This is a genomic window from Streptomyces sp. BI87, assembly GCF_025957665.1.
GTDB classification, from domain to species: Bacteria; Actinomycetota; Actinomycetes; order Streptomycetales; family Streptomycetaceae; genus Streptomyces; species Streptomyces albidoflavus.
On record NZ_CP110079.1, the window covers coordinates 3671769 to 3696914 of the forward strand.

The following is a 25146-nucleotide window of genomic DNA, read 5'->3' on the forward strand; positions in this document are numbered from 1 at the left end:
GGGCCGGGCCGCCGCACGGAGGGTGACCGATGTTTCACGTGAAACATCGGTCACCCTCCGTGGTTTCACGTGAAACATCGCCCCGCCCGCGCCCGCCGGAACCGCCCCCTCCCGGTCTCTTTCCCGGTGCACGCGCGGCGCTCCCCGCTCCCGTAGCGCGTAGGCTGACGTGCTCATACGCGAGGGCGAACGGGAAGGACAGGCAGATGTGCGCGACGCGCGAGAACAGCGCCCACGCCGTCACCCGCTCCACGCTGCGCCAGCAGATCGCCGGTGCGCTCCGTGACGAGGTCCTCGCCGGACGGCTCCGCCCCGGCCAGGAGTTCACCGTCAAGGAGATCGCCGAGCAGTACGGCGTCTCCGCCACCCCGGTCCGGGAGGCGATGGTCGACCTCTCGGCGCAGGGGCTGCTCGACTCCGTCCAGCACCGGGGCTTCCGCGTCCACGAGTTCTCGGTCGCCGACTACCGGGCGATGGTCGAGGCGCGGGGACTGATCGCGGACGCGATGTTCAGCGGGCTCGGCCACCGCACCCCCGGCGACGCCGGCCGCTACCTCGCCGTACGGCGCCGCGGCGAGGAAGCCGCCCGCGCCGCCTCGGCCGGCGACCTCAACGTCCTCATCGGCTACGACCTGCGGTTCTGGCAGGAACTCTGCGCCCTCTTCGGCAACCCCTACCTCTCCGACTTCGCCTACCGCCTCCGGCTCCAGTCGTGGGTCTGCTCCGTCCCCTACCTGCGCCGCCAGGACGACCTGCGCGGCCGCCTCTGGACCGGCCACGGAGCCCTCATCGACGCCCTCGCCCACCGGCGCTACCCCGAGGCCCAGGCGATCATCGCCGCCTACAACGCCGACTCGCTCGCCCTCATCGAGGAACTGGCCGGACCCGACGCCGGCTGATCCGGCCCGCACCACCCGGAGCCAGACGGCCCGGTTCCGCCGTACCCTTCCCGCACGACCTGTACCAGCACCCACGATCCCGCCTGAACCCCCACTACGCTTCCCGTGGTGATCCCAACGGCGACCGAGGAGAGTTCTGTTGGCCTGTGACCTGTGGCTGGTTCCCCTTGTCGATGTGCTGTGCCACGCCCCCGACAACCCGTTCGCCGAGGAACTCGCGCTCTACGACTCCGCACTGGGCGCCGCCGGACTGCCCGCCGTGCCGGTCTACTCCTACATGCCCGGCCTCTCCGGCGACGTCGCCCCCGTCGCCGGCTTCGACTACGAGGCCCTGCACTTCCTGCGCCGCGCCTACCTGCTCCAGGTCTGCGGCCTCGAAGTGACCCCGGTCGACGAACTGGGCGGCGACTACGAACAGTTGCTGGAGATGTTCGAGGCCACCGCCCAGCGCTCCCACCTGGTCTGGCACTACGACCACGCCGGCGCCTACGTCCCCGTCGACTTCCCGGAACCGCTGGCCAACGACGAACTCCTCGCCGGAGGCGGCCCGCTCGGCTCCTCCCACGGCCTGCTGCGCGACCTGGAGTACGTCGCCCCGTCCATCGGCATCGACCCGGCCAACCCGCCGACCGCCCCCGCACCCCCGCAGGGCCCCACCGAACTGGAGGAGCCCGCCGCCCCCGCCCCCCTCGACGACAGCCCCTTCGCCCGGGAACGCCACGTCTGGCTCGGCCTGCACGCGGCGGTCACCAGGAGCCTGGGCCAGGGCTCGATGATCGTCTTCAGCTGAACCGGCCGGCCCCGGCCGCGCGGGTCAGCGCGCGTCCGGGGGCCGCTGGCGGGGCATGTTCGGGCGGGTGCCGGGGAGCAGGGCGGGGCGGGCGCCCTGGGAGGGCAGGTCCGCGCGGGCCGGGAGGCCGCCCGAGGCGCGGGCGGCGAGCGGGGCCGGGCCGGTGCGGAACTCCACCATCCAGTCCGCCGTCTCCGTCCTGACCAGGTCGTTCAGGTCGTCCGTGAAGCGACGCAGCACGCCCAGACAGCGGTCGGCGGCCTCGGCCGCGGTCCCGTCGGTGGGGCCCAGCACCTCGCGCACGCACTCCGAGGCCCAGTCGAACTGGAGCACCTGGAGCCGCTGCTGCACCGCCTGCGCGGTCGCCATGTCCCGCATCCACCCCGAGGTCAGCCCGAGATACCGGTCGAGGGCGACACAGGCGGCCGCCATCAGCACCGCCAGGCAGGCCCACGGGGAGGCGCCGGGGACCGCGCCGGTCAGGTCGAGCAGCGGCAGGGCGGCGCCGGTCGCCGCGCCCAGCGCCGTCCCGGCGCGCAGCAGACGGGCGCCCCGGCGCTTGCGGGCCCGGTCGGCGAGGTACCAGTCGGCGGTGGAGAGGGCCGACTCCTCGACCCACTCGTACAGCTCGGTGAGGCGGTCGGCCGGCTGGCCCCAGTCGCCCAGCGGGAAGGGGCGGCCGGCGAGGTCGGCGGGGTGGCGCGGGCGATGCCGTTCCCGGGGGCGGGCGTCGTCGGCCCGGCCCTCGGGCTGCTCTTCGGGCTGGCTCACCAGGCACTCCCTCTCGGCGTCGCTGTGCGGGGCCGTCGTCGGCGGACCGTGCGCGCGGCGGCGGGGCCTGGCGGACGGCCGTACGGGATGGTACTGAGCCGCGGGCACGACGCGTGCGCGTACGCGTGCTTTCCGTAACGCCCGTGCCGGGTGGGCGGTTCCGGGCGGGGCGGAAGGTTCCTTACTACCGCGCAGCGGGGTCGTGCCGTTGCCGCCGGAGCCCCCGGAAGGGGCCCTGATCAGGTAGGGCGCGGGGGAAGGCGGTCACCCGAAAGAGTGCCTCAGCGAGGCTCGGGCCGAGCACGTACGCTCAAGACAGGCGGGAAACTCCCGGGCCCGGCCCGGGCGCCGGCTCCCGTCACGACCCGACCCCCTCTCTGACCCCAGAGCCCAGAACACAGGAGCTGATCGTGATCCCCGGTGGTGGCCAGCCCAACATGCAGCAGCTGCTCCAGCAGGCCCAGAAGATGCAGCAGGACCTCGCGGCGGCCCAGGAGGAACTGGCCCGCACCGAGGTGGACGGCTCGGCGGGCGGCGGCCTCGTCAAGGCGACGGTGAACGGCTCCGGTGAACTCCGCGGCCTGGTCATCGACCCGAAGGCCGTCGACCCGGAGGACACCGAGACCCTCGCCGACCTGGTGGTCGCGGCGGTCCAGGCGGCCAACGAGAACGCCCAGCAGCTCCAGCAGGAGAAGCTCGGCCCGCTGGCCCAGGGCCTCGGCGGCGGCGGCATCCCCGGCCTGCCGTTCTGACCCCCGGCGCGGAACTGGGCGCGGAGTCAGTCCGCCGCGTCCCGTTCCGTCCCACTTGATCCGAGTTCGACCCCGGCGCGTTCACCCGTGGTGAATCCGCCGCCGTAATCCGCCGCACGCCTTATGGGCGGGCGCCCCGGCGACTACGGTACGAAGCGACGGCCCGGCCCCGGCAAGGGGTCCGGCGCCGCGGAGCACGAAGGAAGGCGTTCCGTGTACGAAGGCGTGGTCCAGGAGCTGATCGACGAGCTGGGCAGGCTGCCCGGCGTCGGTCCCAAGAGCGCGCAGCGGATCGCTTTCCACATCCTCCAGGCGGAGCCGGCCGACGTGCGGCGCCTCGCGCACTCCCTGCTGGAAGTGAAGGACAAGGTCCGCTTCTGCTCGGTCTGCGGGAACGTCGCGCAGCAGGAGCAGTGCGGCATCTGCCGCGACCAGCGCCGCGACGCCGCGGTGATCTGCGTGGTCGAGGAGCCGAAGGATGTCGTGGCGATCGAGCGGACCCGGGAGTTCCGGGGCCGCTACCACGTGCTCGGCGGGGCGATCAGCCCCATCGAGGGCGTCGGCCCGGACGACCTGCGCATCCGCGAACTCCTCGCCCGGCTCGCCGACGGCACCGTCACCGAGCTGATCCTCGCCACCGATCCCAACCTGGAGGGCGAGGCCACGGCGACGTACCTCGCCCGGATGATCAAGCCCATGGGCCTGAAGGTCACCCGCCTCGCCAGCGGGCTGCCGGTGGGCGGAGACCTGGAATACGCGGACGAGGTCACTCTGGGCCGCGCCTTCGAAGGGAGACGACTCCTCGATGTCTGACGCCACGCTCCACTCCACCACGCAGGACCCCGACGACTTCGCCGTCCAGATCGCCGACCAGGTCGAATCGTTCCTGGTCGCCGTCACCGAGGTCGCCAAGGGTGACGAGCCGGACAGCGCCGTCCCCTTCCTCCTGCTGCAACTCTCCCAACTGCTGCTGGCCGGCGGCCGCCTCGGCGCCCACGCCGACTTCCTCCCCGAGGAGCGGTACGAGCCGGACCTGGGCCCCGAGCCCGACGTCGACGAGCTGCGCGAGCGGTACGCCACCCTGCTGGCCCCCGTCGACGTCTACTCCGAGGTCTTCGACCCCTACGAGCCCCGCACCGCCCCGGTCCCGGCCCGCATCTCCGACGGCCTCGCCGACATCGTCGCCGACCTGCGCCACGGCATGGCCCACTACCGCGCGGGCCGCACCGCCGAGGCCCTGTGGTGGTGGCAGTTCTCCTACTTCTCCAACTGGGGCACCACCGCCTCGGCCGCCCTGCGCGCCCTCCAGTCCCTGGTGGTCCACGTCCGCCTCAACCAGCCCCTCCCGGCCCTCGACGGCCTCGACACCGACCAGGACCTCACCGACGAGTCCCTCGACGAGGAGGCCGGCCGGGTCATGGCCGAGGAGATCGGCGCCCCTCTGGGCATGCGCCCGGTCCGCTGACCCGACACCGCAGACGCGGCCTGCCCCTCAACGGGACAGCCCCGTCACGGTCCCCGAGCCGACAGCCCGCCCGGCGTGCCGGACGGCGAAGCGCTGGCCGCGTTCCACCGGTACGGGGTGTTCGAGCGCCACCGCCACGGACCCCTGGTGCAGCGGACGCAGCACCTCCGTCCCCTTGAGCAGGGCCAGGGTTCCCGTGACGGTGGCCGCCCGCAGATACACGGCCAGACGCTCACCGTCCCGCAGCCCGACCCCGCCCTGATCCGCGGCGAGCACGGCCAGGTCGGCGAAGAAGTGACGGTGGGCGCCGACGGTCCCGGGCTCCGCGAGCACCTGCCCCCGCTCCAGCGCGCCCGCCACCGCTTCCGCCAGCACGACTCCGGCGTTCGTGCCCGCCCCCGCCCCGGCCGCTCGAAGCCCGCCTGCCTCCACCGCGAGGACGGGGACGGTGGCTGCTCCGGCACCGAACCCGACGGCCTCCACCTCGTCGCCCGCGCGAACCCTGCCCCGCTCGACCTGGCCCGTCACGCGTACGCCCCGGCCCCCGTGCGAGCCCGCGCGGAGCACGTCCTCGACCACCATCAGGAACGGCCCGGTCAGCCCTTCGGCCACGTCCGCCTCCCTTTCCGTTCGGCCGTGCCGGCGGTGGAGTACGCGATGGTGTGGCTCATACCGACAAGGATGGCGAGGGGGACTGACAACGCCCCGGCGTGGGCGACGTGGGGTCAGTCCGGAGGCCACGTAGGCCGGTTGGCCGCTGTCGTAGGCTCCGACGAGCCGGGGGCGCGCACCCGGCGCCCGTGACGGACGCCCGAGGAGCCCCGTGCCCGCACCCGCCGGATTCACCTGGACCGCCCGAGCCGACGGCACCGTCGTCGTCACGCACCGGGGCCGCAAGGCCGCCACTCTGCGTGGGGAGCGGGCCGCCAAGTTCACCGAGGAGGTGGCGGCGGGCGACCCGCAGGAGGTCATGGCGCGGTGGACCGGCGCGTACAAGTTCGGGAATGAGCGGGCGGCGCGGCAGCACCCCCGCAACCGGGGGCGCCGGTGAGGCGGGGCGGAAGCGGACGAGACGGCCCCGTCCGGCTCTAAACCTTTTGTGGTCACCCCCACAACCGGGAGTGATCGGTGAGGCCCTGGGAAGGGGACGGGTCGAGCGGCCGTGGGGCGCCCGGGCGGTGATCGCTGTCCGAGCGGGACATCTCGGGATGTGATACCACCAGGGTGTTTCCGGCCGGCTCGGTAAAATGAGCCGACCGCGGCGGAGCCGATCGCTCCGAGGCGCGGACCGAAACTGATTGACCGAGGAGCGCACGTGGGCCTTGTCGTGCAGAAGTACGGCGGCTCCTCCGTAGCCGATGCCGAAGGCATCAAGCGTGTCGCCAAGAGGATCGTCGATGCCAAGAAGAACGGCCACCAGGTGGTCGTCGTGGTGTCGGCGATGGGTGACACGACGGACGAGCTGATCGATCTCGCCGGGGAGGTGTCCCCCATCCCCTCGGGCCGCGAGTTCGACATGCTGCTGACGGCGGGGGAGCGGATCTCCATGGCCTTGCTGGCGATGGCGATCAAAAACCTGGGCCACGAGGCCCAGTCCTTCACGGGGAGCCAGGCCGGTGTCATCACCGACTCGGTCCACAACAAAGCGCGCATCATCGATGTCACGCCGGGCCGCATCCGGACCTCGGTCGACGAGGGCAACATCGCCATCGTCGCCGGTTTCCAGGGCGTCTCGCAGGACAAGAAGGACATCACCACCCTCGGTCGCGGCGGCTCGGACACGACCGCCGTGGCGCTGGCGGCGGCGCTGGACGCCGACGTCTGCGAGATCTACACCGACGTCGACGGCGTCTTCACCGCCGACCCCCGGGTCGTCAAGAAGGCCCGCAAGATCGACTGGATCTCCTTCGAGGACATGCTGGAGCTGGCCGCGTCCGGCTCCAAGGTGCTGCTCCACCGCTGCGTGGAGTACGCCCGCCGCTACAACATCCCGATCCACGTGCGCTCCTCCTTCTCGGGGCTCCGGGGCACGTGGGTCAGCAACGAACCGCAAGGGGACCAGAAGATGGAGCAGGCCATCATCTCGGGTGTCGCCCACGACACCTCCGAGGCCAAGGTCACGGTCGTCGGCGTGCCCGACAAGCCGGGCGAGGCCGCGGCGATCTTCCGCACGATCGCGGACGCCGAGGTCAACATCGACATGGTCGTGCAGAACGTGTCGGCGGCCTCCACGGGCCTGACCGACATCTCCTTCACGCTGCCCAAGGCCGAGGGCCGCAAGGCCATCGACGCCCTGGAGCGCGCCAAGGGCTCCATCGGCTTCGACTCGCTGCGCTACGACGACCAGATCGGCAAGATCTCGCTGGTCGGCGCCGGTATGAAGACCAACCCGGGCGTCACCGCGACCTTCTTCGAGGCGCTCTCCAACGCCGCGGTGAACATCGAGCTGATCTCGACCTCCGAGATCCGCATCTCGGTCGTCACCCGCGCCGACGTCGTCAACGACGCCGTCCGCGCCGTCCACACCGCCTTCGGCCTCGACTCCGACTCGGACGAGGCGGTCGTGTACGGGGGCACCGGGCGATGAAGTCCCGGCCGACTCTCGCGGTCGTCGGAGCGACCGGAGCCGTCGGCCAGGTCATGCTCCAGATCCTGTCGCAGCACGCCGACATCTGGGGCGAGATCCGTCTGATCGCCTCACCCCGCTCGGCCGGCCGCAAGCTGGCCGTGCGGGGTGAGGAGGTCGAGGTCCTCGCCATCAGCGAGGACGCCTTCGAGGGCGTCGACATCGCCATGTTCGACGTCCCCGACGAGGTGGCGGCCCACTGGGCGCCGATCGCGGCCGCCCAGGGCGCCGTCGTCGTCGACAACTCCGCCGCCTTCCGGATGGACCCGGACGTTCCGCTGGTCGTCCCCGAGGTCAACCCGCACGCGGTGCGCTCGCGGCCCCGATCCCTCGTGGCCAGCCCCAACTGCACGACCCTGTCGATGATCGTCGCGGTGGGCGCCCTGCACGCCGAGTTCGGCCTGCGCGAGCTGATCGTCTCCTCCTACCAGGCCGCCAGCGGCGCCGGACGCGAGGGCGTCGACACGCTCCGCCGCCAGCTGACCGCCGTGACCGGTACGGGGCCGCGCCCGGCCGTCGCGGAACCGGGCACCGGTCCTGGCGATGTACGCCGGGCCGTCGGCGACGACATGGGGCCCTTCCCCGGACCGCTCGCCCTCAACGTCGTGCCGTGGGTCGGCGAGCTGCGCGAGGGCGGCTGGTCCTCGGAGGAGATGAAGGTCCGCGACGAGTCCCGCAAGATCCTCGGCCTCCCCGACCTGCGCGTCGCCGTCACCTGCGTCCGCGTCCCCGTGGTCACCACGCACTCGCTGACCGTCCACGCCCGCTTCGAGCACGAGGTGACCGTCGAGCGGGCCCGCGAGATCATCGCCACCGCTCCCGGGGTCGTCCTCTTCGACGACCCGGCCGCGGGGGACTTCCCCACCCCCGCCGACGTGGTCGGCACCGACCCGACCTGGGTCGGCCGGGTCCGGCGGGCCCTGGACGACCCGACCGCCCTGGAGCTCTTCGTCTGCGGGGACAACCTCCGCAAGGGGGCCGCGCTCAACACCGCCCAGCTCGCCGAGATGGTGGCGCTGGAGGGGCGCGAGGAGCGCGAGGGCTGGTAGCCCGGCTCCCCGGCGGGCCGGAGGGGCGCGTCCGTAATGCGGAGAGAGCGCGCAGGGGTGCGGCAAGGCCGGGAAAAGGGATTTCCGGTGGTGAACGGGGTTTTCCCGGAGGAATGGGCGCGCTAATGTCCGGTATGCGGACATGACTTGGCCGGGAGGGGAAATTTCCTCCGCTCGGGCGCCGAAGTCTGTGTAGGGCCTGTGTAAATTGAGTGCGCGATCAGGTGGTGGACCCTCTGAGCTGCACCGACGCGGGCGTGCCCGGGCGGTCGGGCAGTCCGTGGGGAAACGCTTCGCCGTGCCCCGCAACCGGGTGCGCCGCGCGAGGCGTCTTCAGTAACCGTTCTCGGTCCGGAAAGCCGGTGGGGGGAACTCCGGCCGACGGTCATTCCTTGGGCGGAGTCGACCGCCGCCACCGGAATGACGCGAAAACTGGGGAAAAGGGAAGATCGGTTACGCATGAGGGCATTCGACGCAACGCCGGGAACCATGCCTGCCGCGTACAACCCTGTCGGGGGGAAGCGTGTCCAACAGACGTGGCAGAAGTTCTGGACTTCACAGCGGTACAGGCGAGGGGTCTCCCCCTGCGCCCCTCACGGCGCCCCCGGGCGGCCGTCGGCTCCGGCGGCATGCCGGTGATCGCCCCCATGCCGGCGACCCGGCAGCCCGCCCGTGCCCCGGCCCCGCGTGACGGCGCCGAGGCCACGATGAGCGCGCCGACGACCACGGCGGGGACCACCGTCGACCATCTGACCGAGACCTACCGCGCCCACTACCGCTCGCTCCTCGGGCTCGCGGCGCTCCTCCTCGACGACACCGCCTCCTGCGAGGACGTCGTCCAGGAGGCGTTCATCCGGGTCCACTCGGCGCGCAAACGCGTCCGCGACCCCGAGAAGACCCTCGCCTACCTGCGGCAGACCGTCGTGAACCTCTCCCGGTCCGCGCTGCGCCGCCGCATCCTCGGCCTGAAGCTCCTCTCCAAGCCGATGCCCGACATGGCCAGCGCCGAGGAAGGCGCCTACGACCAGCTGGAGCGCGACGCCCTGATCAAGGCGATGCGCGGCCTCCAGCGCCGTCAGCGCGAAGTCCTGGTGCTGCGCTACTTCGCCGACATGACCGAGGCCCAGGCCGCCGAGACCCTCGGCATATCCGTCGGCTCGGTCAAGGCGTACGGTTCACGCGGCATCGCGGCTCTCCGCGTGGCGATGGGCAGTACGTCGTGAGCGCGGGCCGCCCCGAGCGGCGCGACGGTGACGGCCGCAACCCTCAGGGGCCCGGCCGGACCGAGGCCCCCGACGGCGGGCACGAGCGGGACGAACAGCAGCCGAAGCAGACTGGGAACGCAGCGGTGGACGAGCAGGGCGGCAAGAGATCCGAGCGGCCCGAAGGGGATACGGGCGAGGACACCCGGGAACCGGGCGCGGAGCCCGCAGGCGAGGCCCGCGACGAGGCCGCACAGGAACCGGAGGCCGAGACCACGGTCATCCCGGCCCAGCCGGCCGCCGAGCCCACCGCCTCCTTCGGCGAGGACGACCTGCGGCGCCTGCTGCGGGGCGAGACCCCGCCGTCCAAGGCACCCACCGGTCCTGCCGGCCCGCTCGACCCCGAACTCGACGGCCCGGCCCCGCTGGAGGAGGACGACCTCCGCCGCATCCTGCACAGCGCCGCCGACGGGCTCGGCCCCGCCGACACCGATGCCACCCTTGAGCACCTGCGGCGCGCGGTGCCGGCCCGCCGGGCCCGTAAGCGCCAGGCGGTCGTCGGGATGGCGGCGGCGGCGCTCTTCGTGGGCACGGCCGTTCCGGCGCTGGTCCACGTGACCACGTCGCCCTCGTCCGACGACCGCCCTTCCATCGCCGGGCACGGGGAGGACGTGCAGGGGGGCACCGGCGGTGAGGGCGCGGGCTCCGGCAAGGAGCCGGGCGCGGGCGCGGGCAAGGGCGACGCCGATGCCCCCGGCGCCGAGAAGGAACGGGACAAGGGCAAAGGCGGCCAGTCCGCCCAGCCCGGCGAGAACCCGGACGGCTCCTCGCTCCCCGAGGACGCCCGCGCCGCCTCCTCCCCGCTCTGCGACGCCACCCAGCTCGGCTCCGCCTCCACCTCCACCGAGGGACGCGGCGCGGACGGTTCCCTCTACGGCACCTTCCGCGTCACCAACGTCTCCGACCGCGGCTGCACCGTCGCCAGCTCCGGCACCGTCTCGGCGGTCGCCCTGGGCGCGGCCGACGCGAGCAAGGTCAGCGTGGTGCCGCACACCCCGGGCGACCCGGCCACCGGCCTCCCCTCGCCGGTCACGGCCGCCTCGCAGCTGGTCCTCGCGCCCGGCGCCGCGTACGAGGTGAAGTTCGCCTGGATTCCGTCCGAGAGCTGTCCGAACACCGGCAGCGGCGGCGACGGCGGGACCGGCGGCACCACCCCGACCGACCCGACGCCGCCCGCCGAGGGCTCCAGCGGCGGCACCGACCAGGGCGCCACCGCCCCCGACGTCCAGCCGCAGCTGATGCGCTCCGACGGCGGCAAGGCCGACGGCAGCGTCACCGTCAGCCACATCGCCGACCCGGGCGCCCCCACCACGGCCACCACCGTCCCCGACGCCTGCGCCGGCACGGTCTACCACACCGACGCCCTCCCGGCCGGAGGCTGACCGCCACCGCGCACCCGCCGTTCACGACGAAGCCCGCCCCCTCGGTGAAGGGGGCGGGCATCGTCGTACGGGCGGTGGACGCGCTGCTACGGCGTCGGCGCGGGCTTGCGGTCCTCGGCGGCGGTGTCCTCGGGAGCCCCGCTGCCGGCGGACGGTCCGGGGGTGACCGGCTGGGGCGGGCCCTCCGGAGCGATGCCGAGGGCCTCGTCGCGGGCGACCTCGGCGTCCCGGCGCAGCAGCCGGAACCACATGAAGACCACGAACCCGGCGAAGACGAACCACTCACCGGTGTAGCCGAGGTTCTGGAACGCCTTGAGGTCCAGCCCGCTGTCGGGGGTGGCGGCCGGGGGCACCGGGGTGAGCCCCGCGTTGCCCGGCTGCCCGTCGGTGAGGGTCACCCAGGCGTTCTCGACGGGGTACGGCACGAGGTTGACCAGGGAGGCGGCGCTGATGATGCCCACCTGGTCGGCGGGGAGGCCGCCGTCCTTGTACACGCCGGGCGAGCGGGTGTGCTCGGGCGCCTGGAGGACGCCGCTCAGCGAGACCTCGCCCTTGGGCGGCGCCGGCGCCGCGTCCGGGTCGGCGGCGCCCGGCAGCCAGCCCCGGACCACCGGCAGCGCCGGCGAACCGTCGGACTGGCGGAGCAGAGTCAGCACGTAGTGGCCCTCCCGCTCACCGACCACGCGGGCCGGCACGAGGAACTGGTCCTCGTACGTGCCGGTGGCCTCGGCGACGCGGCCCGAGGTCACCTTGTCGACGGGGAGCAGCTCGCCCACGGGGGCCGGGGGCTCCGTGCTGACGACGGGTTTCTCCTCGGCCTCCTTGTGCGCCTGTGCCCGGTCCTCGAACCGGCCGAGCTGCCAGGACCCCATGAGGACGCAGAAGGGGATGGCGAGGACCACGAACAGGTTGATGCCCCACCAGCGCGGGGTCAGCAGGAACCGGTACACACCCCCCACGGTACGGGGGTGCGCCGCCGCGCCCCGCGCCGGGGCAGGGCACGGGGCGCGGCGGCGCACCGGATCAGGCCGGCAGGTACCGCGCGGCGAAGTCCAGCTCCAGCCGCACCTGCTTGATCCGCTCCTCGACCACGAGCGAGCCGTGGCCCGCGTCGTACCGGTACACCTCGTGCGGGTGCTCGCGTGCCACCAGCCGGTCCACGTAGTTGTCGACCTGCCGGATGGGGCAGCGCGGGTCGTTGACCCCGGCCGAGATGTAGACCGGGGCCGTCACGGCCTCCACGTAGGTCAGCGGCGACGAGGCCGCGAACCGCTCGGGAACCTCCTCCGGGGTGCCCCCGAGGAGGGTGCGGTCCATCGCCTTCAGCCCCTCCATCTCGTCGTGGTACGCCGTCACGTAGTCCGCGACCGGGACCGCGGCCAGCCCCAGCGACCAGGCGTCCGGCTGGGTGCCGAGACCCAGCAGGGTCAGGTAGCCGCCCCAGGAACCGCCGGAGAGCACGATGCGGCGCGGGTCGGCGAGGCCCGAGGAGACGGCCCACTCGCGGACCGCGCCGATGTCCTCCAGTTCGATCAGGCCGACCCGGTGCTTCAGCGCGTCGGTCCACTCGCGGCCGTAGCCGGTCGAGCCCCGGTAGTTGACGCGGACCACCGCGTAGCCGTGGTCGACCCAGGCCGCCGGGCCGGCCGCGAAGGCGTCGCTGTCGTGCCAGGTCGGACCGCCGTGGATCTCGAACACCGTCGGGAACGGGCCCTCGCCCTCGGGCCGCTGCACCAGGGCGTGCACCCGGCCGCCCGGGCCGTCCACCCACACGTCCTCCACCGGCACCGAACCCGGCGCCTTCATGCCGGGCGCGTCCAGCACGACCTCGCCGGTGGTCGAGCGGACCTGCGGCGGCACGGCGGCCGAGGACCAGAGGTACTCGACGGTGCCGTCGGGGCGGGCGGTGGCGCCGGAGACCGTACCGGCCGGGGTGTCGACGCGGGCCAGCGTCCCCGCCGCCAGGTCGTACCGCCACAGCTCGCTACGGGCCTCGAAGCTGTGCGCGATCAGCAGCCCCGAGCCGTCCGGGTACCACTCGGCCGACACGTCGCCGGGCAGCTCGATGGGCAGCTCGGTCTGCGAACCGTCCGCCACGTCCCACACCATCGGCTCCCAGCGACCGCGCCGCTGGTGGCCGATGAGCAGCCGGGTGTCCCCCTCGACCGGCGAGAACCCCATCACCGCGAGGCCCAGCTCCTCCTCGCCGCCCCGGGTGTCGTCCAGCTCCGCGACGGTCTCCAGCGCCAGCGGCTCGCCGGGGCCGCCGCCCAGGCGCAGCACCCGCAGCGCCGAGTGCATGGCGTCGCCGTGCTCGGTGTGCTCGATCGCCAGCAGCGTGCCGTCCCGCGACAGGTCGCCGACGCCGGCCGACTCCCGGTGCCGGTAGACCACGGCGGGCGCGCCGCCGTCCCGCACCAGGTGGATCGTCGACCCGTCCTCGTCGGTGGAACGCCCGACGACGGCCGTGGAGCGCGCGTCCCGCCCGATCGCGAGCCCCGCCGGGTACGAGGGCTCCAGCCCCGGCACCGCCGGAACGTCCTCGCCGCCGCCGAAGGGCTGGCGCATCCACACGCCGAACTCGTCACCGTCGGTGTCGCTGAACCACCACACCGCCTCACCGTCGGGCGTCAGCACGCCGTCGGTGGTGCCGTTGGGCCGGTCGGTCACCTGCCGCTGGGCGCCGGTGGCCCGGTCCCAGGCGTACAGCTCGTAGGTGCCGGTCGCGTTCGAGACGAACAGCGCACGGTCGGGGGCGTCCTCGGCCCACTCGGGCAGGGAGACTCGCGGGGCCCGGAACCGCTTCTCCCAGTCGGGCATGGCATTCGTGTCACTCATGGCTCCATGTAACCGGATGGGCGGGGGGTGGTGCAGGGGGCCGGGGACGGACACCCGGCTCAGCTCGCGACGCGCACCACCGCCTTGCCCGTGTTGGCGCCGCGGAACATGCCGGGGAAGGCGGTGACCGTCAGCTCCGCGGGCTGACGTCGATGACCTTGCCGTCGACGTCGGCGGTGAGGTAGCCGCCGCCGTACTCGTCGCTGAGGTAGAGCCGCAGCACCGGCTGCTTGTCGTGGAAGGGGGAGGCCGGGTCGACGATGAGGTACCGGTTCTCGGGCTTCTCGACGCCCAGCCGCTTCTCGGCCTCGGTCATCAGGCCGGGCAGGGCGTCCCAGTCGAACCGGTCGAGGTCGACCACGGCGTCGCCGGCCCGCACCACGCCCCCGGCGCTGGCGCGTACGGCCTTCCCGTCGCGGTACTCGTAGGTGTCCCAGAGCTTCGGGTCCCGCTGGAGCGGCGCCTTGGCGGAGGCGTGGTTCTGGTGGACGTCGAACGCGGTGACCTTCGTCGTCCCCATCACCTTCTCCAGCTCCGAGACGATCCGCCGGACCGACTCCGGTGTGAGCAGGGTGGTTGCCTCCTCGGGCGACTCCTCGGGTGACTCCTCCGGCCCCGGGGTGGCGTCCTCGACGGGGGCCACGGACGGTGCCGAGGGAGTGGAGCTGGGGGCGGCCGCCCGGTCGTCGCGCCCCGGGTCGCGGTCGCTGCCCGGGCCGAACAGGTAGAAGCCGCCGACCACCATCGCCGTGCTCAGGACCGAGGAGACGCTCAGCGCGATCCGCGTCCGCCGGGTCAGCCGCCGGGCCCGCGCGCGCTCCTGGGCCGTGGGGGCGTCGACGTCCTCCGCGTCCGGGACGAGCGGCGTGGCGGGCCCCTTCGAGGCCGAGCCGGCGGTCGCGACAGCCGCCGCCGGAGCCGCTGTGTCCGGCCCCGCCGGTGCGGCGCCGCTGCCCGGCGCCGGGGCGTCCTCGGGCTCGACCCGCTGGGTCGGCGTACGGACGAGCGCCGGGCCGGCGGGCTGCGGCGCCACCGCCCCCAGCCGCCAGGTGTGCTCCGCGCCTCCGTCACCCACCCCGCCCGAACCCGGCCCGGAACCGGGCTCCGCCTCGGCCTCCGCCCGCGCCAGCAGCGCGTCCAGGGCCTCCGCGTCCGGCCGCGCGGCGGCATCCCGGGTGAGCAGAGCTTCCAGTACGGGGAAGAGGGCGCCCGCGTAACGGGGTTCGGGGATCGGGCCGTCGAGGACGGCGGCCAGGGTGGCGAGGGTGGAGGCCCGTCTGAACGGGTGGTGTCCCTCCACGGCGACGTAGAGCAGCATGCCCAGCGACCAGAGGTCCGAGGCCGGGTTTCCCTCGTCGCCACGGAGGCGTTCGGGGGCGATGTAGTCGGGGGAGCCGACGAGTTCGCCGGTGGCGGTGAGGCTGGTGGACTCGCGCAGGGCGGCGATGCCGAAATCGGTGAGGACCGGGCGGCCGTCGGGGCGGAGCAGGACGTTGGCCGGCTTCACGTCCCGATGGTGGATGCCCGCCGCGTGGGCCGCGCGCAGGGCCGCGAGGACACCGCGGCCGAGCCGTGCCGCCTCCGCCGGCGCCATCCGGCCCTCGCCCAGCCGGTCCTGGAGCGAGCCGCCGGTGACCAGCTCCATCACCAGCCAGGGATGGGCGAATTCGGCGGAATCGACGATGTGGTAGATGGTCACCACGTGGGGATGGTCGATCCGGGCCAGCGAACGCGCCTCGCGCAGCACCCGCTCGCGCAGCATCCGCGCCGCGGTCGGATCGGACTCCAGCAGGGCCGGGTCCGGCGGGCGCACCTCCTTCAGCGCTACTTCCCGGTGGAGGGCGAGGTCCCGTGCCCGCCAGACCAGCCCCATCCCGCCCCCGCCGAGCCGCGCGATCAGCTCGAACCGGCCGTCCACCACCCGCCCCATGGGCCCGCCCGCATTCATGCGGCTCAGCGTACGAGCCGGAACGGACACCGGAGGCCGAGGTTGGCCAACAAGGCGGGGACGGGCCTGACTCGGCCGGCGTACGAGGTTTCCGTCGCCCCCGGCGGGTCGAAGTTTCACGTGAAACCACGTATGCCGCACGATGGCCGATTGGCGTGTTTCACGTGAAACATCGCTTGGATGGTTTCACGTGAAACATCGACCGGTTTCGGAAGTGCCCGCAGCTTGCCGGAGTGGCAACAAAGCTGGTGCCGGGGGAGGCGCCCTCGGATGATCGTTGAGACAGGCACCGGCGCCGGCCCCCGTCCCGGCCCGCCTGCCGCACCGCGTCCGCGCCGCCCACTCTGGAGGACCCGTGGAAACCAACGCCCAGCCCACCGGCGCCCAGCCCGGCCCCTTCGTCCACCGCACCGTCGCCACCCCGGCGGGCCGGACCCACCTCGTCGAGCAGGGCACCGGCCCCCTCGTCCTCCTCGTACACGGCTTCCCCGAGTCCTGGTACTCCTGGCGCCACCAGCTCCCCGCCCTGGCCGCCGCCGGCTACCGCGCCGTCGCCGTCGACGTCCGCGGGTACGGCCGCTCGTCCCGGCCCGCCGACCCGGCCGCGTACCGCATGACCGAGCTGGTCGCCGACTGCGTTGCCGTCGTCCACGCCCTCGGCGAACGCGTGGCCGTCGTCGTCGGCCACGACTGGGGCTCACGCATCGCCGCCGACGCGGCGCTGACCAGGCCGGACGTCTTCCGCGCGGTCGCGCTGCTGAGCGTCCCGTACGAGCCGCACGGCGGGCCGCGCCCCAGCGAGATGTTCGCCAGGATGGGCGGCGACGACGAGTTCTACGTCTCCTACTTCCAGCAGCCCGGCCGCGCGGAGTCGGAGATCGAGCCGGACGTCCGTGGCTGGCTCGGCGGTATCTACGCCGCGCTCTCCGCCGACACCATGCCCGGGCCCGACGCCCGCGACCCGCACTTCATCTCCCGGGGCGGCACCATGCGCGAGCGCTTCCCGGACGCCCGCCCCGCCTGGCTCACCGAGGCCGACCTGGACTTCTACGTGGGCGAGTTCGAACGCACCGGACTGACCGGTGCCCTCAACCGCTACCGGAACATGGACCGCGACTGGGAAGACCTCGCCGAGTACGACGGGGCGCCGATCGTGCAGCCCTCGCTCTTCCTCGGCGGCGCCCTCGACGCCTCCACCACCTGGCTCTCCGACGCCATCGCCGCCTACCCCCGCACCCTCCCTGGCCTGGTCGCCTCCCACCTGCTCGACGACAGCGGCCACTGGCTCCAGCAGGAGCGCCCTGCCGAGGTGAACCACCTGCTGACGGCCTGGCTGGCCGGGCTCCCCGGCTGAATCCGCCCCGGTCAGGGCCTTGTCCCCGCAACGGCCCGTCCCGAAGAATGCGGGCGGCCCGCGCGCAGGCCGGCGCGGACCGCCGCACTCCCCGCCCACGCCCACCGCGCGTAGGCCCGTCGACAGGAGCCACTGTGTCCGACCCCGCGTCCTCCGCCACCGCGGCCCGCTTCCGCGCCGCCGTCGAGACCGCGACCACCACCGGCGACCTGAGCGGCTTCAGCGGGCTGTTCCTCCCGGAGGTCCGCCTGTACAGCCCGGTCTCCTTCAAGCCGTTCGACGGCGAGGAGATGGTGCTCGGCCTCCTCGGCGTCCTGGTCCGCACCTTCGAGGACTTCCGCTACATCGGCACCTTCACGGGCGAGGCGGCCACCAGTCGCGACCAGGGCTCCCCGGCCTCCCCGGCGGACGTCCTGCTCTTCCGGGCCAAGGTCGACGGCAAGGAGATCCACGGCATGGACCTGCTCCACTTCGACGAGACCGGCCTGATCAAGGAGATCACCGTCATGGTCCGCCCCCAGTCCGCCGTCCAGACGCTCGGCCAGGCGGTCCTGCGCGGCCTGGTCGAGGCGGGGCTCGTCCCCGCGGAATAGGGGAGCGGGCCACGTGCCGCCCCCGGGCCGGACGGCACGGCCCGGGGGCGTCATCCCAACGGCCCTCGCCGAATCGTGCCCGGCGCCCCCAGCGCGAAGGCTCACAGGACAGGACCGCTCGACGCCCGCTCGACGGTCACCGGGGAACGCCCCCGCCCGGAACCTGCCCGAGGAGCCTCCCATGACCTCCCCGCCCGACCCCGGCGCCCACCCGGATCCCGAGCAGCCGCGCCCCGTACCGCCGGCGCCGCCCCAGTTCGGCAGCGGCCTGCCCGGCCTGGAACAGGCGGACGAGCCCTGGCAGCGCCTCGACGGGCCCTCCGCCCCCGCGCCGGCACCCGGCCCGCACGGCAGCTGGCGTACCGAGGGCCTGATCTTCGCGGGCGTCCTGATGGTCTGCCAGGGCATCCTCACCGCGTTGCAGGGCATCGCGGGAATCGTCGGGGACCCCTTCTACGAGGACGTCACCGACTACACCTACCGGATCAGCCTCACCGGCTGGGGCGTCATCCACCTCGTCCTCGGCGTGGCCGTCGCCGCCACCGGCGCGGGCATCCTCGGGCGGGCCCGCTGGGCGCGGCTGCCCGGCCTCCTCTTCGCCGCGCTGAGCCTCGTCGCCCAGTTCCTCTTCCTCCCGTACCAGCCGGTGTGGTCGATCATCGTGATCGCCCTCGACGTCTTCATCATCTGGGCCCTCGCCGCGTCCCCGGGCGGCCTGCGGAAAGGCTGAGGCGACCACTTGGGCATCGCCCGGCCGAACCCCAGTCCGTAAGATGCTGGCCATGACGGCCGATGCCTCGAACACCCCAGTCCCGCGCGACCAGCTGCGCGTCTCCCACGAGGAGCGCGACGCCGTGGTGGAGCGGCTGCGCGACGCCGCCGCCGACGGCCGCCTGGACATCGACGAACTGGAGGACCGCGTCGGCCGCGCCCTCACCGCCAAGACCTACGGCGAACTGGCCCCCCTCACCGCCGACCTGCCCGGCTCCGCCGCCCTGGCCCCGGTCCCGCCCCTGGTCATCAAGAGCGGCATGCAGGGCGCCTCCCGCACCGGCCGCTGGAAGGTCCCCGCCAAGATCACCGCCCATGGCGGCATGGCGGGCGTCCGCCTCGACTTCACCCGCGTCGAATGCGCCCTCCCCGAGGTCGAGATCGAGGCGTACGGCGAGATGGCCGGCGTGACGATCGTCGTCCCGGAAGGCTGGTGGGTGGACTCCGACGACGTCGACCCCGGCGTAGGCGGCCTCCGTAACAAAACCCTCCACCCGGAGACCCTCCGCCCCGGCACCCCCTTGCTGCGCGTCACCGGCAAGGGCGGCATGGCGGGCATCACCATCCGGTACCCGAACTTCCTCGAGCGGCGGAGGCTGGAGAAGGCCAAGGGGCAGTAGGGCGGGGGCCCTGAGGTTCAGGAGTCGACGATCTCGACACTCGCGCTCTCCCCCTCGGACAGGAACAACGCCACCCCCCGCCCCTCCTCCACCACCTCGTCCCGCTCCACCCCCGCCATCCGCCTCAGCGGACGCACCGTCACGGCCCCCGTCTCCCCGGCCCCCCACGTCGCGGCCACCCGGCCGCCCACCAGCACCACCCGTTCCCCCGCCACCGAGAGCCCCCGGTGGGCGTCGTCGATGATGCGGGTGCGGTCGTGGTAGCCGAGGACGGCGTTGTCGAAGGCGGGGAGGAAGCGGGCCGGGGCCGGAGTGTCGGGGTCGGGGCGTGGGGCGTCGGGGAGGTCGAGGAGGAGGCGGCCGCGTTCGTCCCGGAAGGTGACCAGGTCGTCGCGGACGGCGGCGACGGCGGCGGGCAGCCCGGCCAGGCCGCACCAGGCCCGCAGGTCGGCCGAGGCAGCCGGACCGTACGCCGCAAGGTAGCGGCGTACCAGGGCCTCCCCGGCCGGATCGGGGCCGCCCGCGGCCGGCGGCGGGACGATGTCGCGGCCGAGCCACGCAGCGAGTGGCAGGTTGCGTACGCCAGCTTTCTGGCGCCACAGGCCGCGCGGGGGCAGTTGCACCATCGGGATCAGCGCGGCCACCACCATCTCGCCCAGCGCCCGCTTCCCCGGCCCGGGCCAGCGACCGGCGAGTTCCGCCGCCACCTCGGCCATCGTGCGGGGCCGGCCGTCGGCCATGACCTGCCGACCCGCCTCGGCCAGATCCTCCAGGCCGACGCCGGCGAGTTCGGCCCGGTAGACGCCCAGCACCCGCTGGCGCAGCATCGCCTCGTGCCGGCCGCGCCAGGCCAGCGCGTCGTCGGCGGTGACGAGGTGGACCGTCCGCCGCATGAGATGGGTCCGCACCACCTGCCGGTCCACGAGCAGCGCCGACAGCTCCGCCGGGTCGAAGGCGCGCAGCCGCGCGTGGAGACCCAGGTACGGTTCCTGCGGCTCCTGCGCCTGAAGGCCGCCCAGGTGGGCGACGGCGTCGAGCGGCCCCAGACCGGAACGGTCCAGCAGCAACTGGCGGGCCAGCGTCGCCCGGTTGAGCGCGCGGTGGGAGAGGACGGTCATCGCGGCCACCCCCGCACGGCGATCCCGTACCTCGTCATGCTGCGGCCTCTTCTCGACTCGTCGTATGCGGATCGCCTCGCGTGGCGGTGTCGGGCGTCAGCTGCTGGTCCGGCCGTCGAGCGTCTCGCGGAGGATGTCGGCGTGCCCCGCGTGCTGCGCCGTCTCGGCGATGACGTGCGCGATCACCCGGCGCACACTGCGCACCTCGCCCGGCTCCTGCCACGGCACGTCCGGCATCGCGTACGCCGTCGACAGATCGGGTACGGAGGCGATGACCGCGTCGGTACGCCCGGCCACCTCCTCGTACCGCTCGACGACCCCCGCCAGCGTCTCGCCCGGCAACATCCGGAACTCGTCCTCGCGCTCGGTCATCCACCGGGGCAGCTCGCGCGCGGTGCCGGCGGCGAGGTCGGCCCAGGTGACGCCGTCGGGGAGGTCGAACCGGAGCGCGGACGTCCCCTCCACCATGAACCGCGCCCAGGTCTCCTCCACGGCGGTCACGTGCTTGACCAGCCCGCCCAGGCAGAGCGCGCTGACGGTGGGGCGCTGCCCGGCCTCTTCATCGCCGAGCCCGGCCACGGAGGCGGTCAGCGCCCCGCGCACGGAGGCGAGCGCTCCGATCAGGTCGGCACGTTCGGCGTCGAGCGGGGTGGGGGTGGTGGTAGTCGTCGCAGCCACTGGGGCCGCCTCCTTCGAGAGGGGTGCGGGGATTCCGGTGTTCCGGCGTTCCGGTTTCCCGTGCTCGGCGTATCGGTCGTGCCCTCCTCGCGGGCACAGCCCCACCGTCCCAGCAGAAGCGGCCAGGATGTGTCCGCTACTCCGTGCACCATGGAGCCATGCAGAAAACCTCGGCGCGGCTGCTGGCTCTGCTCTCCCTGCTCCAGGCCCGCCGGGACTGGCCGGGCGCGCTGCTGGCGGAACGGCTGGACGTCAGCCCGCGCACCGTCCGCCGCGACATCGACCGCCTGCGCGAACTCGGTTATCCCATCGCGGCCCTCAAAGGCCCGGACGGGGGTTACCGGCTCGGTGCGGGCACGGAGCTGCCGCCGCTGCTCTTCGACGACGATCAGGTGGTCGCCCTCGCGGTCGCTCTGCGGACCGCCGCGACGACCGGCGCCGGCATCGAGGAGGACGCGGTCCGCGCCCTGGCCACGGTCCGCCAGGTCATGCCCGCCCGGCTGCGTCACCGGATCGACGCCCTCCAGATCACCGCCGTCACCCGCCCCCGCACCGACCTCGCCCCGCAGGCCGACACCGAGGTCCTCCTCGCCCTCAGCACCGCCATCCGCGCCCGCGAAACCCTCCGCTTCGACTACCGGGCCCCGGACCACGCCCCTGCCCCGAGTACGCCACCACCGCGCCGGGCGGAACCCCACCACCTGGTCACCTGGGGCAGCCGCTGGTACCTCGTCGCCTGGGACCTCGACCGCGGGGACTGGCGCACCTTCCGCGTCGACCGCCTCACCCCGCGCACCCCGACGGGCCCCCGCTTCACCCCGCGCGAACTCCCCGGTGGCGACGTCACCGCCTACGTCGCCACCCGCTTCCGGGGCGCACACCACCCCGACGGCACTCCCGCCTGGCCCTGCCGGGGCGAGATCGTCCTCCACCTGCCCGCCACCGAGGTCGCCGGCTACGTCCACGACGGCCTGGCCGAGGAAGTGTCCCCCGACCGCTGCCGCCTCACCCTCGGCTCCTGGTCCTGGCCGAGCCTGGCCGCCCTCATCGGCCGCTTCGACGCCGACTTCGAGATCATGGGCCCGCCGGAACTGGCGGAGGCGTTCGCGCGACTGGGGAAGCGGTACGCGGAAGCAGCGGCCCGAAGCGCCCCCTCCGGCGCACCGGGATCCTCGGGTACGACGCCCGTCGACACCCCCTAATCCCGCCGCAGCAACTCGGGATCGAGATGCCGCCGGGCCATCGGCAGAGAGGCCAGCCCGGCAACCGCCAGCACCCCCAACCCGCTGAGCAGAAGCAGCGGCAGCCCCTCACCGTCCCAGAACACGGCCCCGCCCCCCGTCACCAGATAACTGGACTCGGCCAGCCGCCCGGCGACGAGCGCCCCGCCGATCCCCACCGCCAGCGGCAACAACACCTGCGCACACTGGGCGGCCCGCAGCGTACGGGTCCGGATGCCCAGCAAAGTCAGGGTGGCCGTCCTGCGCCGCCGGTCCATGGCCCGGTCCGTCGCCGATACCAGGAACGCGGCGACTCCGATGACGAGGCCGAGGATCATTCCGGTACCCAGCAGCCCCTTGACGACGGAGAGTTGGCGGAGGGACTCGATGACGATGCCGACAGGGTCGATCTGCGCCGTGGGCGCGATCCCGGCGAGGCGGTCCAGCGTGGCCTGGACTGCCTCGGGCTCGGGAGCGCCGCTGAGCAGGAGTTGGGCTCCTGCGGGGTGGAGGTCGGGCGGCAGGGCCTTCGGGGGGACGAGCAGGACGGTTGACGTCAGAGCGGACGGCTGCGCGACGCTGAAGGTGACGATTTCCTCCGGGACGGTGAACCGGGCGCTTCCGGCCGCCCGTCCGTCCTCGTCCCGCAACGCGATCGCATGCGTCCGTCCTCGCTCGCGTAGGTCATACGGAGCCGTGCCGGGGTCGTGCAGAGCAAGTGGCCGGCCGTCCACACAACCCCGCATGCTTCCGGGCCGGACGAACTTCTCCAACTGCCCGCAAGTGGCCACCAGAATCCCTGATTGGTCAGGCGTCGGGTAGGTAAGCGTGGCATGTCCTGATACCCCTTCCACCTTCGTCATCGCCGCCCGCTGTTCCGCCGTCACCTGCCGGAACGGCACCGCGTACTCCTGATTCGGCGCCGTCCGCCGGCTCACCTGGTCCAGCTCGACGAGTACGCCCTGCGTGAGGGAAGCCGCGTAGACCAGCAGGACGAGTCCGCTGACGACGCGGAGGGCGGCGCCCGGCGCCGCCTCGTGGTGCCGCATGGCCAAGGTGAGGGGCAACCGCTGAGTGGTGGCGGCGACCCGCGCGGCCAGCCAGGCCGTGACCGGCGGCAGCGCGAGCACGAGCCCCGCCCCGGTCAGCAGGGCGCCTGCCGGCACCAGGAAGGAGGTGAGCGCGCTCGGCTCGACGTGAACCCCGAGCACCCCGAGGACGCAGTACGCCGTGACGATGCCCAGACCCGGCAGGACCAGCAGAGCCGCCAGCCATCGCCGGGGCTTCCCGGGCTGGGCCTGACGTCGTACAGCGAGGGGACGCAGGGCGGCTTCCCTGGCGTGCCGACGCCCGGCGAGATACGCGAGGGCCGGACAGCCGAGCAAGCAGGCGGCCAGCGTCCAGGCGGACGGCAGCCCGTCCGCCGGGTACCAGGCGAGCCCCACCCAACCGGTTTGCGCGACGAAGGCGTTCACCAGCAGATGCAGCCCGACGCCCAGTACGGCCCCGACGGCGGCGGCGCAGAGCGTCTCCACCGCACTCACGCGCATGGTGTCCCGCGCGCTCAGGCCGAGCAACCGCAAGGACGCGAGCCGCCGCGACCGGGCCTCCGCGGAGAGCCGCACACACACCGAGAGATAGACGAAGAGCGGCAGCAGCACGAGACAGCAGAGCGTGAACCGCAGGGGCGCGACCGTGCCGTCGTCGATCGCTGCCTCGTCCGGCGCCGTCCAGCGATTCCCGTAACCGCCGAGCGGCCTCGCCTCGTCGGCCGGCAGTTGGGCACGCGTGCGCCCGACGTACGCGTACAGCTCCTGCGGGCCGGTGAGGCCGGCAGGCCCGATGGTGTCCACGACCCGGCCCGGCAGAGCTCCCTTGAGCCCGGGGCGTTCGGCGAGCAGGTCCCGCAAGGCGGGCGAGACGACCACTTCGCCCGGCTGCGGTACGCGCTCGACCCCCGGCGGCAGGGGAACCGATCCCGTCTTCGGCGGGGAGATGAAGATCCGCGTGAGCGGACGGGAACCGAAGGGGTCCTTGCGCTCCAGGAAGAGTGCCCCGGAGCTGGGTCCCCCCTGCACGTCGCGCCCGGCCGCCCGGCCGTCGTGCGCCGCGAGGATCGCCGGAATGCTGAGCGCGGCGGCGAGGCAGGCCACACCGAGTGCGCAGCCGAGGGTCATGAGCAGGAAACGGAGCTGGGTGGCGCGAGGGCCGCGGACAACCAGTCGGAGGCCGAGGGCCAAGGAGTTCATGAGGCACTCCGAGAGGCAGGCTCGCCCGTGGCGGGCGAGGGGACACCCCGGCCGAGGCTGATACGGCCGTCGCGCATCACGTAACGTCGGTCCGCGTGCGAGGCGACCCCTTCGTCATGCGTGACGAGCAGTACGGTGGTGCCGCGGTCCCGGGCGAGTGTGAGGAACTCGTCGAGCACGGCGGCCGCGTTGACCGAGTCCAGAGCGCCGGTGGGCTCGTCGGCGAAGACGACAGCGGGCTGGTGCACCAAGGCCCTTGCGACCGCGACTCGTTGGGCCTGGCCGCCGGAGAGCTGGGAGACGCGGCGCTCTGCAAACTCCCCCATCCCCAGCCGTTCCAGTACAGGCGTCGCCGCACGGTGCGCCGGGCCTTTCCGCTGCCCGGCGAGCCGCAGCGGGAGCGAGGCGTTCTCCTCGACGGTCAGCTCGGGCAGCAACTCGCCGTGCTGAAACACGTACCCGAACCGCTCCCGCCGCAGCGCCGACAACTCCTCGTCCCCGAGAGCCCCGTACTCCCGCCCTTCGAAGCTCACCGAGCCGGCGGACGGCGCCAGCACTCCGGCCAGGCAGTGCAACAGCGAACTCTTGCCGGACCCGCTGCTGCCGGTGACGGCCACGACCTCACCGGGCAGGAGCGCGAGATCGGCTCCCTGCACGGCGAGTTGTGCGCCGTATCGGACGTCGACGCCCTTGGCCCGGAGTACGGGGGCAGGATTCGGGGACATAGAGGTCAGCTCTTTCTCGCCTGGTGACGGGACGGA

Annotated in this window: 24 protein-coding genes; 15 read left to right on the plus strand and 9 right to left on the minus strand. The window is 73.5% G+C overall.

The annotated features are described in order from the left end of the window. Positions 1 to 206 precede the first annotated feature (206 nt). Together OIM89_RS16195 and OIM89_RS16200 are read left to right on the plus strand one after the other, a co-directional pair. A complete protein-coding gene (locus tag OIM89_RS16195) occupies positions 207 to 899 on the plus strand; it encodes a GntR family transcriptional regulator (protein WP_030699662.1) in 693 nt (230 codons plus the stop codon). Between the two features lie 139 nt (positions 900 to 1038). Further along, positions 1039 to 1689, plus strand: coding sequence for a hypothetical protein (locus OIM89_RS16200; RefSeq protein WP_030699663.1), 651 nt, complete (start codon positions 1039 to 1041; stop codon positions 1687 to 1689). Between the two features lie 24 nt (positions 1690 to 1713). Here OIM89_RS16200 and OIM89_RS16205 read toward each other — a convergent pair whose 3' ends face one another. Then, complete coding sequence (locus tag OIM89_RS16205; protein WP_030699664.1) at positions 1714 to 2460, minus strand: SLATT domain-containing protein; 747 nt, start codon at positions 2458 to 2460, stop codon at positions 1714 to 1716. A 410-nt stretch (positions 2461 to 2870) separates the two neighbouring features. Here OIM89_RS16205 and OIM89_RS16210 point away from each other — a divergent pair, with 410 nt between their 5' ends. From OIM89_RS16210 to OIM89_RS16220, 3 genes are all read left to right on the plus strand, one after another. Beyond that, a complete protein-coding gene (locus OIM89_RS16210) occupies positions 2871 to 3212 on the plus strand; it encodes a YbaB/EbfC family nucleoid-associated protein (protein ID WP_008413904.1) in 342 nt (113 codons plus the stop codon). A gap of 213 nt (positions 3213 to 3425) precedes the next feature. Next, positions 3426 to 4025, plus strand: coding sequence for a recombination mediator RecR (gene recR, locus OIM89_RS16215; RefSeq protein WP_008413902.1), 600 nt, complete (start codon positions 3426 to 3428; stop codon positions 4023 to 4025). Further along, a complete protein-coding gene (locus OIM89_RS16220; protein ID WP_047470480.1) occupies positions 4018 to 4677 on the plus strand; it encodes a DUF5063 domain-containing protein in 660 nt (219 codons plus the stop codon). Before recR ends, OIM89_RS16220 begins: the two co-directional genes overlap by 8 nt. Positions 4678 to 4704: 27 nt before the next feature. On the opposite strand, the gene OIM89_RS16225 is transcribed toward OIM89_RS16220, so the two are convergent. After that, positions 4705 to 5289: a hypothetical protein gene (locus OIM89_RS16225; protein WP_264491381.1), complete on the minus strand. Its 585-nt coding sequence runs from the start codon at positions 5287 to 5289 to the stop codon at positions 4705 to 4707. 211 nt (positions 5290 to 5500) lie between these two features. Here OIM89_RS16225 and OIM89_RS16230 point away from each other — a divergent pair, with 211 nt between their 5' ends. From OIM89_RS16230 to OIM89_RS16250, 5 genes are all read left to right on the plus strand, one after another. After that, positions 5501 to 5728 (plus strand): hypothetical protein, encoded by a 228-nt coding sequence (locus OIM89_RS16230; RefSeq protein WP_030699666.1) that lies wholly within the window; start codon positions 5501 to 5503, stop codon positions 5726 to 5728. Positions 5729 to 5992: 264 nt separating this feature from the next. Next, the gene (locus tag OIM89_RS16235; protein WP_030699667.1) at positions 5993 to 7264 is read left to right on the plus strand and encodes an aspartate kinase; all 1272 of its coding nucleotides are present in this window, start codon (positions 5993 to 5995) and stop codon (positions 7262 to 7264) included. Next, positions 7261 to 8352 carry an aspartate-semialdehyde dehydrogenase gene (locus OIM89_RS16240; protein ID WP_030699668.1) on the plus strand — a complete coding sequence of 364 codons (1092 nt, stop codon included), beginning with the start codon at positions 7261 to 7263 and terminating at the stop codon, positions 8350 to 8352. Before OIM89_RS16235 ends, OIM89_RS16240 begins: the two co-directional genes overlap by 4 nt. A gap of 629 nt (positions 8353 to 8981) precedes the next feature. After that, positions 8982 to 9575, plus strand: coding sequence for a SigE family RNA polymerase sigma factor (locus OIM89_RS16245; protein ID WP_008413891.1), 594 nt, complete (start codon positions 8982 to 8984; stop codon positions 9573 to 9575). A 125-nt stretch (positions 9576 to 9700) separates the two neighbouring features. Continuing rightward, entirely contained in the window at positions 9701 to 10996 is a 1296-nt protein-coding gene (locus OIM89_RS16250) for a hypothetical protein (protein WP_413747427.1), read from the plus strand. 86 nt (positions 10997 to 11082) lie between these two features. Here OIM89_RS16250 and OIM89_RS16255 read toward each other — a convergent pair whose 3' ends face one another. The 3 genes from OIM89_RS16255 to OIM89_RS16265 all read right to left on the minus strand — a co-directional run bounded on the left by OIM89_RS16255 (position 11083) and on the right by OIM89_RS16265 (position 15764). Continuing rightward, entirely contained in the window at positions 11083 to 11946 is an 864-nt protein-coding gene (locus OIM89_RS16255; RefSeq protein ID WP_264491383.1) for an SURF1 family protein, read from the minus strand. Positions 11947 to 12019: 73 nt separating this feature from the next. Next, entirely contained in the window at positions 12020 to 13816 is a 1797-nt protein-coding gene (locus OIM89_RS16260; RefSeq protein ID WP_049978739.1) for a prolyl oligopeptidase family serine peptidase, read from the minus strand. Between the two features lie 148 nt (positions 13817 to 13964). Beyond that, positions 13965 to 15764: a serine/threonine-protein kinase gene (locus tag OIM89_RS16265; protein ID WP_264491793.1), complete on the minus strand. Its 1800-nt coding sequence runs from the start codon at positions 15762 to 15764 to the stop codon at positions 13965 to 13967. 373 nt (positions 15765 to 16137) lie between these two features. On the opposite strand from OIM89_RS16265, the gene OIM89_RS16270 reads away from it, so the two are divergent. The 4 genes from OIM89_RS16270 (at position 16138) to OIM89_RS16285 (ending at position 19120) form a co-directional block, all read left to right on the plus strand. Continuing rightward, positions 16138 to 17136 carry an alpha/beta fold hydrolase gene (locus OIM89_RS16270; RefSeq protein ID WP_030699673.1) on the plus strand — a complete coding sequence of 333 codons (999 nt, stop codon included), beginning with the start codon at positions 16138 to 16140 and terminating at the stop codon, positions 17134 to 17136. A gap of 134 nt (positions 17137 to 17270) precedes the next feature. After that, positions 17271 to 17729, plus strand: coding sequence for a hypothetical protein (locus OIM89_RS16275; protein WP_030699674.1), 459 nt, complete (start codon positions 17271 to 17273; stop codon positions 17727 to 17729). A gap of 181 nt (positions 17730 to 17910) precedes the next feature. Further along, a complete protein-coding gene (locus tag OIM89_RS16280; protein ID WP_052231113.1) occupies positions 17911 to 18459 on the plus strand; it encodes a hypothetical protein in 549 nt (182 codons plus the stop codon). 52 nt (positions 18460 to 18511) lie between these two features. Next, positions 18512 to 19120: a DUF1707 domain-containing protein gene (locus OIM89_RS16285; protein WP_175458925.1), complete on the plus strand. Its 609-nt coding sequence runs from the start codon at positions 18512 to 18514 to the stop codon at positions 19118 to 19120. 17 nt (positions 19121 to 19137) lie between these two features. Here OIM89_RS16285 and OIM89_RS16290 read toward each other — a convergent pair whose 3' ends face one another. Both OIM89_RS16290 and OIM89_RS16295 read right to left on the minus strand, forming a co-directional pair. Further along, on the minus strand, positions 19138 to 20238 hold the full coding sequence (locus OIM89_RS16290) for a winged helix DNA-binding domain-containing protein (RefSeq protein ID WP_151168948.1): 1101 nt from the start codon (positions 20236 to 20238) through the stop codon (positions 19138 to 19140). A 96-nt stretch (positions 20239 to 20334) separates the two neighbouring features. Beyond that, on the minus strand, positions 20335 to 20916 hold the full coding sequence (locus OIM89_RS16295; protein WP_047470458.1) for a DinB family protein: 582 nt from the start codon (positions 20914 to 20916) through the stop codon (positions 20335 to 20337). 158 nt (positions 20917 to 21074) lie between these two features. On the opposite strand from OIM89_RS16295, the gene OIM89_RS16300 reads away from it, so the two are divergent. Continuing rightward, complete coding sequence (locus OIM89_RS16300) at positions 21075 to 22118, plus strand: helix-turn-helix transcriptional regulator (protein WP_226965468.1); 1044 nt, start codon at positions 21075 to 21077, stop codon at positions 22116 to 22118. Here the strand turns inward: OIM89_RS16300 and OIM89_RS16305 are convergent. Together OIM89_RS16305 and OIM89_RS16310 are read right to left on the minus strand one after the other, a co-directional pair. Then, the gene (locus OIM89_RS16305) at positions 22115 to 24385 is read right to left on the minus strand and encodes an FtsX-like permease family protein (protein ID WP_264491384.1); all 2271 of its coding nucleotides are present in this window, start codon (positions 24383 to 24385) and stop codon (positions 22115 to 22117) included. The genes OIM89_RS16300 and OIM89_RS16305 overlap by 4 nt on opposite strands. Continuing rightward, positions 24382 to 25110: an ABC transporter ATP-binding protein gene (locus tag OIM89_RS16310; protein WP_151168950.1), complete on the minus strand. Its 729-nt coding sequence runs from the start codon at positions 25108 to 25110 to the stop codon at positions 24382 to 24384. The genes OIM89_RS16305 and OIM89_RS16310 overlap by 4 nt, the downstream gene beginning before the upstream one ends. Positions 25111 to 25146: the final 36 nt, after the last annotated feature.